At 31.4% G+C, this 12,733-nt stretch carries 13 protein-coding genes and 1 pseudogene; 8 read left to right on the top strand and 6 right to left on the bottom strand.

Annotated features, from left to right (window positions below; all coding sequences use genetic code 11):
- Positions 1-4 precede the first annotated feature (4 nt).
- The 3 genes from B4G36_RS13530 to rfbD are packed head-to-tail and all read left to right on the top strand — an operon-like array spanning position 5 to position 2,042.
- Entirely contained in the window at positions 5-592 is a 588-nt protein-coding gene (locus B4G36_RS13530; RefSeq protein WP_286495463.1) for an OmpH family outer membrane protein, read from the top strand.
- Positions 593-618: 26 nt separating this feature from the next.
- Positions 619-1,134, top strand: a complete 516-nt coding sequence (locus B4G36_RS13525) for an OmpH family outer membrane protein (RefSeq protein ID WP_291051903.1) — start codon at positions 619-621, stop codon at positions 1,132-1,134.
- 53 nt (positions 1,135-1,187) lie between these two features.
- On the top strand, positions 1,188-2,042 hold the full coding sequence (rfbD, locus tag B4G36_RS13520) for a dTDP-4-dehydrorhamnose reductase (RefSeq protein WP_291064328.1): 855 nt from the start codon (positions 1,188-1,190) through the stop codon (positions 2,040-2,042).
- Between the two features lie 69 nt (positions 2,043-2,111).
- Here the strand turns inward: rfbD and serS are convergent, their stop codons facing one another.
- The 5 genes from serS to B4G36_RS13495 form a co-directional block, all read right to left on the bottom strand.
- On the bottom strand, positions 2,112-3,380 hold the full coding sequence (gene serS, locus B4G36_RS13515; RefSeq protein WP_225539597.1) for a serine--tRNA ligase: 1,269 nt from the start codon (positions 3,378-3,380) through the stop codon (positions 2,112-2,114).
- Positions 3,381-3,695: 315 nt separating this feature from the next.
- Positions 3,696-3,983 carry a hypothetical protein gene (locus tag B4G36_RS13510; protein ID WP_291064327.1) on the bottom strand — a complete coding sequence of 96 codons (288 nt, stop codon included), beginning with the start codon at positions 3,981-3,983 and terminating at the stop codon, positions 3,696-3,698.
- Positions 3,984-4,004: 21 nt separating this feature from the next.
- A complete protein-coding gene (locus tag B4G36_RS13505) occupies positions 4,005-5,129 on the bottom strand; it encodes an ATP-binding protein (protein WP_286495459.1) in 1,125 nt (374 codons plus the stop codon).
- A gap of 18 nt (positions 5,130-5,147) precedes the next feature.
- On the bottom strand, positions 5,148-5,825 hold the full coding sequence (locus B4G36_RS13500; RefSeq protein WP_291051890.1) for a copper homeostasis protein CutC: 678 nt from the start codon (positions 5,823-5,825) through the stop codon (positions 5,148-5,150).
- On the bottom strand, positions 5,822-6,502 hold the full coding sequence (locus tag B4G36_RS13495; RefSeq protein WP_409410934.1) for an isoaspartyl peptidase/L-asparaginase family protein: 681 nt from the start codon (positions 6,500-6,502) through the stop codon (positions 5,822-5,824). The genes B4G36_RS13500 and B4G36_RS13495 overlap by 4 nt, the downstream gene beginning before the upstream one ends.
- 430 nt (positions 6,503-6,932) lie before the next feature.
- Here B4G36_RS13495 and B4G36_RS13490 point away from each other — a divergent pair.
- The 4 genes and pseudogenes from B4G36_RS13490 (at position 6,933) to B4G36_RS13475 (ending at position 10,845) form a co-directional block, all read left to right on the top strand.
- A pseudogene (locus tag B4G36_RS13490) lies at positions 6,933-7,854 on the top strand (IS982 family transposase).
- A gap of 220 nt (positions 7,855-8,074) precedes the next feature.
- Positions 8,075-8,353, top strand: coding sequence for a hypothetical protein (locus B4G36_RS13485; RefSeq protein ID WP_291064326.1), 279 nt, complete (start codon positions 8,075-8,077; stop codon positions 8,351-8,353).
- An 82-nt stretch (positions 8,354-8,435) separates the two neighbouring features.
- Positions 8,436-8,852, top strand: a complete 417-nt coding sequence (locus B4G36_RS13480) for a Fur family transcriptional regulator (protein ID WP_291064325.1) — start codon at positions 8,436-8,438, stop codon at positions 8,850-8,852.
- A gap of 58 nt (positions 8,853-8,910) precedes the next feature.
- On the top strand, positions 8,911-10,845 hold the full coding sequence (locus tag B4G36_RS13475; protein ID WP_291064324.1) for a heavy metal translocating P-type ATPase: 1,935 nt from the start codon (positions 8,911-8,913) through the stop codon (positions 10,843-10,845).
- A gap of 32 nt (positions 10,846-10,877) precedes the next feature.
- Here B4G36_RS13475 and B4G36_RS13470 read toward each other — a convergent pair whose 3' ends face one another.
- A complete protein-coding gene (locus B4G36_RS13470; protein ID WP_221857002.1) occupies positions 10,878-11,633 on the bottom strand; it encodes a tyrosine-protein phosphatase in 756 nt (251 codons plus the stop codon).
- Between the two features lie 177 nt (positions 11,634-11,810).
- Between B4G36_RS13470 and B4G36_RS13465 the strand changes: the two genes are divergently transcribed.
- Positions 11,811-12,653: a siderophore-interacting protein gene (locus B4G36_RS13465; protein WP_291064323.1), complete on the top strand. Its 843-nt coding sequence runs from the start codon at positions 11,811-11,813 to the stop codon at positions 12,651-12,653.
- Positions 12,654-12,733 lie beyond the last annotated feature (80 nt).

Here is a 12,733-nt window from a genome sequence, read left to right as displayed (position 1 = left end):
AAATATGAAAAAATGGATTAGCTTTATAGCATTGTTCTTTGGATTAGCAAGTTTCTCTTTTGCGCAAAGATTTTGTTATGTAGACAGTCAGTATATTTTAGAAAATTTACCAGAATATACATCGTCTCAAAATAAATTAAAATCTCAAACAGAGTCTTGGCAAAAAGAAATTGAGCAAAAACAAGAAAATTTAGCTAAATTACAAGCCGAATTCGAAGCCGAAAAGATTTTATTAACGGCAGAACAGGTGAAAGAGCAAGAGAAAAAGCTAGCTGATGAAGTAGCGGCTGTAAGAATTTTGCAAGATAAACGTTATGGACCAAATGGTGATTTAGTTAATCTGAGAAGATCAATGGTAAAGCCTTTACAAGATCAAATTTATAATGCGACAAAAGAAGTTGCAGATAAAAGAGGATATGGTTTTGTATTTGATAAAGGAAGTGATTTAATCATGATTTACACAGATCCAAAGTTTGACATAAGTAGAGAAGTATTAATGACTTTAAGACCAGAATTGAAACCAAATAATTCAAAAACATCAACTTCCGGAAATAATAAAACTAGCAATAGTAGCAATAAAACAAGAAAATAAATTTTAAAAAACAAATTAGACTAGAAATGAAACAAATTAGATTGATAGCAGTATTTACAATGATGGTTTTCGGAAGCGTTTTATCTTACGCTCAAGAAATTGCACATATAGATACGCAAGCAGTAATTGAATCAATGCCAGCTTACAAAAAAGCAGAGGCTGATTTACAAGCATTAGGTAAAAAACACGAAGATGCTATCGCAAAATTACAAGCAGACTATAAAACTTTTATGGAAACTGCTCAAAAAGATTTAGCTGGTAAATCTCAAGAAGAAGCTCAAAAATTAATTGCAGCGAACAAATACCAAGAGAAAGAGCAAGAAATGCAAAAGAAATACGAAACTTATGCAAAAGCTGCTCAAGATGAAATGCAAGCAAAAGAGAAAGCTTTAATGGATCCAATCGAGAAAAGAGTAATGGATGCAATTAATGCTGCTGCTGCAAAAAAAGGAGTTAAATATGTTTTACCTGCTGGTGTTTTAGTTTACAAAGCTGGAGGATACGACTTATTAAACGATGTGAAAAAGGAATTAGGATTATAATTTTAAGAATTATTAATATCTTCAAGCCACTATTTTAGTGGCTTTTTTTATATATGAAAAGAATTTTAGTTACCGGAGCGAATGGTCAGTTAGGTCAATCGATCTTAGAGCAATCAAAAAACTACAAGGAAATTGAATGTTTTTTTGTCACTCGAAATGAATTAGATATTACGAATGAAGAATTAATTAATCATTATTTCGAAAATAAATCATTCGATTTTGTTGTCAATTGTGCAGCTTATACAGCAGTTGATAAAGCAGAAGATGATCAAGAGAATGCTTATTTAGTAAACGCAAAAGCAACAGAATTTTTAGCAAAAATAACGAATCAAAAAGGAATTCCTTTTATTCACGTTTCGACAGATTATGTGTTTGATGGGACTGAAGCTCAACCTCGTTTAGAAACTGATCAAACAAATCCTATAGGGGTGTATGGTCAAACAAAATTAGATGGAGAGAATTTAGCATTAGAAAACAATCCTAAAACGATTATTTTACGTACAGCTTGGGTTTATTCTCGATTTGGAAATAACTTCGTTAAAACGATGCTTAGGTTGTTTAATGACAAAGATTCAATATCTGTTGTGGCAGATCAAATTGGTTCGCCAACAAATGCAATAGATTTGGCTGATGCAATCTTAACGATTATTTCGAAAGATGATTTAACGTATGGAATTTTTAATTATTCGAATGAAGGAGAATGTTCTTGGTTTGGATTTGCACAAAAGATTAAAGAATTTTCTAATTCGACAATCGAAATTAATCCTGTTCCTACTTCAGCTTATCCAACAAAAGCGAAGCGTCCTGCGTATAGTTTATTGGATAAATCAAAAATAAAAGAAGTGTATCAATTTAATATTCCGACTTGGGAAGATAGTTTGAAAGAAGAATTGAAGTATTTGATTTAGTTTCAGTTTTAATAACATAAAAAAAGCTCGAGAATTCTCGAGCTTTTTATTTATCTGAAAGATTATTAATTAATCTAAAATCTCAAAACGAGTATAAGGTTGCAATGCTTTCGGAATTTTTACTGTTCCATCAGCTTGTTGGTGATTCTCTAAAATTGAGGCTAAAATACGTGGTAAAGCCAAAGCAGAACCATTTAAACTATGTGCTAATTGAGTTCCGTTTTCATCTTTGTAACGTAATTTCAAACGATTTGCTTGGAAAGTCTCAAAATTAGAAACAGAAGAAACTTCTAACCATTTTTCTTGCGCCTCAGAGAAAACTTCAAAATCATATGTAATTGCAGATGTAAATCCTGTATCACCACCACAAAGTCTTAAAATACGGTATGGCAATTCTAAATTTTCTAAAATTCCTTTTACGTGCTCAATCATTCCTTCTAAAGCAGCGTAAGAATTTTCTGGTTTTTCGATACGTACAATCTCAACTTTTTCAAATTGGTGTAAACGATTCAATCCTCTAACATCTTTTCCATAAGAACCCGCTTCACGACGGAAACATGGTGAATATGCAGTCAACGTAATTGGTAAATCTTCTGCTTTTACAATTGTATCACGGTAAATATTCGTCACAGGAACTTCCGCAGTAGGAATCAAGTACAAATCATCTTCTCCAATATAATACATTTGTCCTTCTTTGTCTGGTAACTGTCCAGTTCCATAACCAGAAGCCTCATTCACAACGAAAGGAGGAACAATTTCTGTATAGCCAGCATCAGAATTTTTATCTAAGAAAAATTGTGTTAAAGCACGTTGCAAACGAGCACCTTTTCCTTTGTAAACAGGGAAACCAGCACCAGTAATTTTAACACCTAATTCAAAATCAATGATGTCAAATTTCTTAGCAACTTCCCAGTGTGGCAAATTGTTTGGTTTTGCAGTTGCATCTCCGTGTTCAAAAACGATTTCATTATCATCAGCATCTTTTCCTGCTTTTACGATTTCGTTCGGAATATTCGGGATTTGATACAAAATATCTTTAACGGAGGTTTCGTAAGACGATAATAAATCTTGTAACTCTTTTGATTGAGTTTTTAAATCAACCGTTTTGATTTTTAATTCATTAGCCTCTTCCGATCTTCCATCTTTAAACAAATTACCAATTTCTTTTGCTAATTTGTTGGATTCAGCTAATACATTATCTAATTCAAATTGTGTTTTACGACGAAGTTCATCCACATTTAAAACTTCATCAACAAGATCTAATTGTTTGAAGTTACGTTTTTTAAGTCCTTCAATTACACGATCTTTGTTTTCTTGAATGTAAGAAACTACTAGCATACTTTTATTAAATTTATACAAATGTATAAATAATTAATTTTTTTAAATAAAGATTAAATGATTTAGGATCAAAAATTAATCAAAATCAATTAATTTTTAAATTTAACTGTCTTCATTAGATAAATAATTAACACAATGTTTTTTACAAAAAATATTCAAAAATTGTAAAATAATTTATAACATATTTAAAATCAATTTTTTAAATTTTATTTATTGAGAATTGATTAATACAATTATATTACATTGATTTTACATGCTGTTGTTTACGTTTCGAAATACATTTGTCAAAGAAAATTAATCGAAAATTATTAATAATTAAAACAATAAAACAATGAAAAAATTTTTCGCAGTAGTTGCAGTAGCAGCTTTATCTTTAGGAGCAGTATCTTGTGGTGAGAAAAAAGCAGAAGAAGCACCAGCTAACGTTGATTCAGCAGCAGTAACAGTTGATTCAGCAGCAGCAGTAGTTGATTCAGCAGCAGCAGTAGTTGACTCAGCAGCAGCTAAAGTTGATTCAGCAGCAACTAAAGTTGAAGGTGCAGCTAAAGAAGTAGCTCCAGCAAAATAATTTGAAATAACATTCAAATCATATAAAGAAACCACTTGTTAGATAAGTGGTTTTTTTTATGCTGTTTTGCGATGTAAATAGCGAGTTAACTTGATAGATAAATCTAAAAGTATAATTTTAGAATTACCATTTCGCTCAATATGATACGATGCTTCATTAATTTCATTTAAAATATCTTCGATATTTGCTCCATGTATAAAAGGTGCAAAACCTTGCCATTTAAAACCTTCTGCATTAATTTGCAAGAAAACTAAATCATCAGATTGATACGTTTTTAATAAAGCTTGACGAAAAATCTCGGAACAATAATTTAAAAAATCTTTTTGTTCACTTCTCGACCAACTTGCAATTTGATTCGACCAATCAATCAAATCCTTTAAAACGGTTGGAGTTTTGGCTGCCATAAACGCTTTTCGAACCCAAGTCACAAAATATTTATCAAATAAATACTCATCATCATTTAATTGATGTAATGCTTCTCGTACATTTCCTTGCGATAGAAAAGCAATATGTTGCGCTTTTTCTGGATTAATATTTTTCTTCTCAACCAAATAGTTCTTTACATCCGATTGTGATAAACGTGGGATTTTTACTAATTGACAACGAGAAATAATGGTTTGTAAAATTAAATCTTCGCGTTCTGTTACCAATAAAAAAAGTGTTTTTTGAGGCGGTTCTTCAATTATTTTCAACAATTTATTCGCAGCTGCAGTTGTCATTTCCTCAGCTTGCCAAATAATCATGATTTTATAGCCTCCTTCGTAACTATTTAGCGCTAATGTTTTGACGATTTCATCCGCTTCATCAACAGGAATAACGCCTTGTTTTTTCTCAATTCCAAGATGAGACATCCAATCCGTTAAATTTCCATAGACATTTTCGTCTACAAAAGTTCGCCAATCGTTTAATAAATACTTAGCAAGTGGCTTTTTTACACTTTCTGTTGCTGAATAAGGAAAAGAAAAATGTAAATCGGGATGTTGTAATTTATCAACTTTCAGATTGCATTGTTCGTTATTCAAACCACACAAAACCTCACGTGCATAAGCAATTGCCAAAGCCAAAGTTCCCGAACCTTCTGGACCAGAAAAAAGCTGAGCATGACTTATACGACCATCTTTTATAGATTGTTGAAGCTTGTTTTTAATCTCCTGTTGTCCAATTATATTTTTCCAAAGCATAAGCCAAAGTTACTATTTTTATTTTTCAGAATTAATCAAACTTTTTAAATGATTGATTTCTTCTAAATTAGCAATTCCAGAATTATCAATCATCGCTGATGAATGAAAGTAAGTAGCGTTTGTATATGAATCAATTTCTTCAATATTTGTTGAGCGCAAACCACCTCCTGGCATAATTGTAATTTGATTTTCTGCTTTTTTAACAAGGTTTTTTAATTCACGTTTTCCATCATCAACATTACTATCTAAACCAGAAGTTAAAATAGTTTTGAATCCTAAATCAATCACGATTTGAAGTGAATTTTCGGCATCAGAAGTTCTGTCAAAAGCGCGATGAAAAGTACAAGGAAAAGGTTTTGCAAGTTCAATTAATTCATGATTTCGTTTAAAATCAATTTCGTTGTCTTCATTCAAAATTCCAAAAACAAAACCATCAATTCTAAAATTTTTAATCATAATAATATCAGATTTCATTTGTTCAAATTCTTCATTAGAATAACAAAAATCTCCACCACGGGGGCGAATCATCACCATAATATCTTTGTCAGTTTCTTTTCGCAATGTTTTGATATCTTCAAAATCTGGCGTAATTCCACCTGAAGAAGCATCAGCGCATAACTCGATTCGATCTGCATTTGATTTTGCTGCAACTAAAGCTGATTCTAAGTTGAAACAAGCGATTTCTAATTTTTTCATTTTATAATACATTTTCCGTCAATCAAACGATTTCCAGTTTCGTCATAAACCGCAAAGTTAAAGCCTAGATGAATACAATACGAACCATATTCACCTTGTATATTAATCGCAATAAAACCAACTTGAATCGCCGATAAATCTTTTTTACGCGATTTTGTTAACTTAATAATTCGATGAACAGCTTCTTTACACGCATTTTCTGGCGAATAACCTTGACGCATCAATTCCATAACCAAATGACTTCCCGCAATACGAATTACTTCTTCACCGTGTCCAGTTGCTGTCGCTGCACCAATTTCGTTATCAACATACAAACCTGCGCCGATAATTGGTGAATCTCCAACACGACCATGTATTTTGTATGCCATTCCACTTGTCGTACAAGCTCCAGAAAGATTTCCGTGCGCATCTAATGCAATCATTCCAATTGTATCATGATTTTCGATATTGATTGGCATTTGATAGTTGGTGTCTTTCAACCATTCTTTCCATTCTTGTTCGGAAACATCAGTCAATAAATTCTCCTTTTTGAAACCTTTTTCCTGAGCAAATTGTAGCGCTCCATCTCCAACCAACATGACATGTGGAGTATCTTCTATCACTTTTCGCGCAACAGAAATCGGATGTTTGATATATTCTAAACCTGCAACAGATCCAATATTCGCCTGATCGTCCATAATACAAGATTCCAAGGTTAATTTCCGTCACTACTTGGACATCCACCATAACCAATACTTTGTTCATTTGAATCTGCTTCTACCAATTTTACACCTTGTTCTACAGCGTTTAAAGCAGTTCCATTTTTTCCTAAAACTTTCCAATCTTCAATGTTGGCTTCAAGACAAAAATGCCATATAGAAAGAACAATTGGCTTATTGATTTTTATTGAAGTATCTTATTTTGTATATTTAGTTTGCGCACTAAGATCAAGTTTCGTTGCACCTAAAAGCAAGCCTAGTGCACCTAAATTTTTTATGATATCCAAGTGTTTATCGATTTCTAAATTGTGTTAAAAAAGATATAATCAACCCGTTTTACATTTTGATTAATAAACAATAAAGTTGTTCATTTAATTGAAAATCATTAAATTGTGTTAAGCAACAAAACATTTACAATGCACAACTTCCTTGCAAATTACTAAAGAATATTGGAAGTTTTACGAAAACGTTAACTGATACACTTTCAATTCATCAACGTAGAAGACCTATTTTTTTGATTTAGAACTCGTAAGTCATGTCTTAACAGCTGAATTTATGGATATTGATAGTGAAAAATATTTATTTCTAAACCTTCCAAAAGCGCAAATTTGTTAAATTGAGCGAAGTATTTACAATCGTAGATAACGTAGATTATCAGACGAAATTATTAGTATTCGCCTCAAATAAGCGAAATAATTTAATTAATTTGAAAATTGTATTATCGATGATAGTATGCCGTTGCAGGTGAGTATAATAGTAAGAATTAATCGCTCGAATATTTGTAATTAACACCAGTATAGTGCACCAAATAGGTTTTTTGTGCTTATCAACGAATGTCTTTTTATGGCTATAAATTGCATACAGTTTGTTCTATAAATGCATTTTTTCAAAATTATGATTTAACTCCTGTATATGTTCATGACATCCATTATTTAAACGATTTATAAACACAACTATCAAATTCTTTGATACTTGGTGATAAAGGTTATTTTTCTCAATCTTTTCAAATTGATTTATTTACTCAGGTAAATATAAAATTAGAAACCCTTTAAAGAACGAATCAAAAAGACTATTAACCTCAGTTTTATATATTAAAAAAGTATCGAAAAAGAATTGAAACTTAATTTTCTTAACTATGAGATAAATTTATGATTAGACGCAATTATGCAAAAACTTTTGAAGGGGGTAAAACCAGAATTCTAGATGAAATTACTGCACTAATAGTAATTCAGTACATTAATAAAACATACTTTAATCGAAATATTAATAATCTAAAAAACTCAAATTATTTAAAATGCACAACAGGTAAAGTTATTTTTTTTAAATACTAGCTTAATTTTAGGTCTTAGATGTCCACTTTTTGCTGAAAATTTATAATTCTGCCTATTAAATAACACAATATCATGTAGTTGGTCCACAAGGCTTTTTGGAAGGAATACTTGGAGATAGTAATTGAAAAAAGGCGATTGGCAAGGATATTATGACCAAGATTTTGAAGCAATTGTTGACATGAAAAAAGCAAAATCAGTTTCTTCTGTTTAAATTAATTTCTTGCAAGATTCGCGTTCTTGGATTGTACTTCCTACTAAATTAGAAATTTATACATCTAAGGATAATCAGAATTTTAAATTGGTTGGAATGTTAGAAAAACAAGTTGATACATTTGATAATAATGTGTTTTCTGATTCATGGAAAGTTCAGTTCAAAGCAGAAAAAGCACGTTATATCAATGTAAAAGCGACAAATTATGGTGCTTTCCCGAAAGGTCATTTAGCAGAACCTTTTCAAGGAAAATCCTATATTTTTGTTGATGAGATTATGATTAAATAAGATAATTTTTAAACTTATATAAAGAGGTAAATCAATACGATTTGCCTCTTTTTTCGTAACTTTATATTCGAAATTAAAGAAAATGCAAACAGAAATTTTAAACAAAACATTACAAAATCGTTCTATTAATCCGACTGCGATGAGATTGTTGGTCTTGGATAAATTGATGAATGCAGAAGTTGCGCTGAGCTTGGCTGATTTAGAAATTGAAATGGATCAGGCAGATCGAGTAACAATTTATAGAACATTAAAAACGTTTGAAGAAAATAAATTAATTCATTCAATCGAGGACGGAACGGGTTCTATAAAATATGCGCTTTGCGAATCGAGTTGCAAATGTACGCCCGAGTTTACACATGCTCATTTTCATTGTAACAATTGTAATAAGACGTTTTGTTTGAGAAATATTCATTTGCCAGAAATCAATCTACCCAAAAATTTCGAAGTCGAACAATCTTCATTTATTCTGAAAGGAATTTGCGATCAATGTAAATCCTAAACTTTGCAACCAGATTGCAGCAATAACTTTATAATTTTGAAATATAAATTTTTGAATTATGTCTAAAGCTTGTTGTAGTACGTCAAATGACAAACATAAAGATACTCATGATCATAATCACGAAGGTCATGACCACGAACACAATAATAGTAAAATTTTATTAGGTGCCAGTTTAGCTATTTTCTTTGCCGGAATTTTTGTTCAATATGTTTTAAAACCAACTTGGTTTGTTGATAATCAAACTATTCGTTTGATATGGTTTGGCATTTCTTATATTTTAGTAGCATTTCCTGTTTGGGGAGAAGCGTTTAAATTAGCAAAAAAAATAGATTTCTTCAATGAATTTTCGTTGATGGGAATTGCGACTTTAGGTGCTTTCATTATTGGCGAATATCCAGAAGGTGTAGCGGTAATGTTGTTTTATACAATTGGCGAAATGTTTCAGGAAGCGGCGGTTAATAAGGCAAAAGGAAATATTAAAGCCTTATTAGATGTTCGTCCAGATACAGCGCATGTTTTACGAAATGGTAATTTCGAAACAATAAAACCACAAGATGTGGCAATTGGAGAAACAATTCAGGTAAAAGTTGGGGAAAAAGTTCCGTTAGATGGAATTATGATTTCAGATAAAGGAAGTTTTAATACTGCGGCTTTGACAGGAGAAAGTAAACCTTCAACGTATAAAACTGGAGAAACTGCTTTGGCAGGAATGTTAAATCTTGAAAATGTAATCGAAATTCAAACGACTAAAAAATTTGAAGATAGTTCGATTGCAAAAATTTTACAAATGGTTCAAGATGCAGCTTCTCGCAAAGCTCCAACTGAATTATTTATCCGAAAATTTGCAAAAATATATACGCCAATTGTTTTCTTTTTAGCGGCTGCTTTGGTGATTATTCCTTATTTCTTTGTTGATAATTACGATTTTAATGATTGGTTATACAGAGGTTTAGTTTTCTTGGTTGTTTCTTGTCCTTGTGCATTAGTAATTTCGGTTCCATTGGGTTATTTCGGAGGAATTGGGGCAGCTTCACGCAACGGAATTTTAGTAAAAGGTTCTAACTTTTTAGATTTAATGGCGAAAGTAAACACAGTTGTGATGGATAAAACAGGAACAATGACGGAAGGGGTTTTCGAAGTTCAAAAAATTGAAACTAATCTTCCTGAAAACGATTTTTTAAATCTTGTTTCGGCTTTAGAAAAACAATCTACGCATCCAATTGCGAAAGCGATTGTGGTAAGTCATCCATCAGAATTGAAAGCGATAGAAGTGGAAGAAATTTCTGGAAAAGGTTTGAAAGGAAAAGTTGATGGAAAAATAGTTTTAGCTGGAAATACTAAATTATTAGATCATTTCTCGCTTCAATATCCACAAGAAATTCATGATATTGTAGAAAGTATTGTGGTGGTTGCAGTTGATGAAAAATATGCAGGATATATTACAATTGCTGATAAAATCAAGGAAGATGCGCAACAAGCAATTCAGAAAATGAAAGCTTTAGGTGTTTCGAAAACGATTATGTTGAGTGGAGATAAAAATACCATTACGCAAAAAGTTGCAAAAGAAGTTGGTGTTGATGAAGCTTTTGGTGGATTGTTACCAGAAGGAAAAGTAGAGAAAGTTGAAGCATTGAAAAAATATCAAAATCAAGTGGTGGTTTTTGTAGGTGATGGAATCAATGATGCGCCTGTTCTAGCGCTTTCTGATGTCGGAATTGCGATGGGTGGACTTGGAAGCGATGCTGCGATAGAAACTGCAGATGTTGTAATCCAAACCGATCAACCTTCTAAAATTGCAACGGCGATAAAAATTGGTCGTGAAACAAAAAAGATTGTGATTCAGAATATTATTTTAGCAATGGGCGTTAAAATTATCGTGCTTTTCCTTGGAGCAGAAGGAATTGCCAATATGTGGGAAGCTGTTTTTGCAGATGTAGGTGTTGCTTTATTAGCAATTTTGAATGCTGTTCGAATTCAACGAATGAAATTTTAGATAATAAAAAATAAAGCGATCAATTGATCGCTTTATTTTTTTATGTATAAATCTTTCATCAAATCTAAATCAACCTTTAAAATATCAGTTAAATAATTTTCGACTGAACCAAAATTCTTATTAATCGCTTCATAAGAGCTTTCTAAATATTCAGGTAAAACATCAATTAGATATTTATAATTCGGATCGATCTTTAAGATGTGTGCATATTTTTGTTCCAAAAAGATATTAGAAGCCAAGTAATCATCCATAATTGTATCTAAATCGACTTTCAAAGCAGATAAAATCATTGCTGTTGCAAATCCAGTTCGATCTTTTCCAGCTGTACAATGAAATAAAATTGGCGTTCTATTTTTGTGTTGAATAATATCAAAAAAGCTTTTGTATTGCGTTTGACATGTTTTATCTAAAACAAAATCCTCGTAAATTTTACACATAAATTCTTTCGGATTTGAAATTCCAGCTTTGAATTGTTTCACTAAATTTTCGAAATGTCCAGAAGAAATATCCAAATGAACTTCGTGATTACAACTATTTGGAATGTGATCTTGATTTTTTAAACGTTCGTAAGTCGTGCGTAAATCAATAATTGTTCGAATTGGAAAATCATTTAAAATCTCCAAATCATCATCTGTCAAATTTGCTAAATCATCAGATCGAATTAACAATCCTTTTCTAATGACTTCATTTTTTGTGTTAATTATTCCACCTAAATCTCTGCAATTAAATCCGCCTTCAAGTGGAAGAGTTCTTTGTTCGAGCGAGATTTCGCATAAAGTATTTTCCATTTTCTGTTCGTTTTTTAGGTTATTTTTTAATATGTAAAAGTTAAGGTTAATTATTTAGTTATCATATTAAAATCGTATTAAAAAAAGTATAACTTTTTACTTTAACATTTTATTATTCTTATTCAATCTAAATTTACTTTATATTCGCATAGAATTAGAATAAATCTAAATAATCTGATGGGAGATAAAGTGAAAATTGCGAAGGAGAAGTTCATCTTAAAAAAGAAAGAATTTGTGACACCACATCTTATTCGCGTTCATTTGGAAAATGATGATGTATCTTTTTTTAAGAATACAACGTTGGGCGGAACATGTAAATTACTTTTTCCACCGCTTGGGATCCGTGATATTCACTACGCAGAGTATGATGAAGAGAATCAAAAATGGATTTCGCCATCAGAAAAATTTAAACCAGTTTCTCGTACCTATACGTTGCGCGATATTGATGCAAAAAACAATGTGATTGTGATTGATATTGCAAATCATGGATTGAATGGTCCAGGATCGCGTTGGGCAAATGAGGCGAAAGTTGGAGATATGATTAGAGTTTCGATGAAGTCAAAAAAGAAAGATTTGACTCCAAAAACAGATTTCATTTTCTTGGCTGCAGATTTAACAGGCTTGGCTGTAATTTCAGCAATTATAGAGTCGCTTCCTGCTAAAACAAACGGAATTGTTTGTGTAGAAGTCCCAACAGAAGATGATATTCACCAAATTGAAACGAAAGCAAATTTAGAATTTAAATGGATTGTGAATCAAAATGTAGGAAGTGGAACAGCTTTATATAGTTTGACGAAAAATCAGCAATTTCCGAAACGCAAAGATGGAAAACGTTTTGCTTATGTTGCGGGAGAATCTAAATCTGTAAAGGAAATAAAATCATTTTTTAAAGATGATTTAGAATGGAAAAAAGACGAATTTTATTGTACATCGCATTGGAAAGCTGGAAAAGCAGAGAGAAATGCATTAGAAAATTGTCACGATAAAATAGAACAAGAATTGTTGGTAAGAGTTTTCTAAAAACAAGAGGGATATTTAATCAAAAAGCTTCATCAGAAATGGTGAAGCTTTTTTTGTTATTATTTTGTCCCGTCCTGAAA

Source organism: Empedobacter sp. UBA3239 (genome assembly GCF_002362875.1).
Taxonomy (GTDB): Bacteria; Bacteroidota; Bacteroidia; order Flavobacteriales; family Weeksellaceae; genus Empedobacter; species Empedobacter falsenii_B.
Note: the sequence above shows the minus strand (reverse complement) of the source record. Positions and strands in the feature narration are given on the sequence as shown.

Coding starts and splice junctions, on each gene's coding strand:
- B4G36_RS13530 (WP_286495463.1), top strand. CDS start 5: ATGAAAAAATGGATTAGCTTTATAGCATTGTTCTTTGGATTAGCAAGT.
- B4G36_RS13525 (WP_291051903.1), top strand. CDS start 619: ATGAAACAAATTAGATTGATAGCAGTATTTACAATGATGGTTTTCGGA.
- rfbD (WP_291064328.1), top strand. CDS start 1,188: ATGAAAAGAATTTTAGTTACCGGAGCGAATGGTCAGTTAGGTCAATCG.
- serS (WP_225539597.1), bottom strand. CDS start 3,380: ATGCTAGTAGTTTCTTACATTCAAGAAAACAAAGATCGTGTAATTGAA.
- B4G36_RS13505 (WP_286495459.1), bottom strand. CDS start 5,129: ATGCTTTGGAAAAATATAATTGGACAACAGGAGATTAAAAACAAGCTT.
- B4G36_RS13500 (WP_291051890.1), bottom strand. CDS start 5,825: ATGAAAAAATTAGAAATCGCTTGTTTCAACTTAGAATCAGCTTTAGTT.
- B4G36_RS13495 (WP_409410934.1), bottom strand. CDS start 6,502: ATGGACGATCAGGCGAATATTGGATCTGTTGCAGGTTTAGAATATATC.
- B4G36_RS13480 (WP_291064325.1), top strand. CDS start 8,436: ATGCAAACAGAAATTTTAAACAAAACATTACAAAATCGTTCTATTAAT.
- B4G36_RS13475 (WP_291064324.1), top strand. CDS start 8,911: ATGTCTAAAGCTTGTTGTAGTACGTCAAATGACAAACATAAAGATACT.
- B4G36_RS13470 (WP_221857002.1), bottom strand. CDS start 11,633: ATGGAAAATACTTTATGCGAAATCTCGCTCGAACAAAGAACTCTTCCA.
- B4G36_RS13465 (WP_291064323.1), top strand. CDS start 11,811: ATGGGAGATAAAGTGAAAATTGCGAAGGAGAAGTTCATCTTAAAAAAG.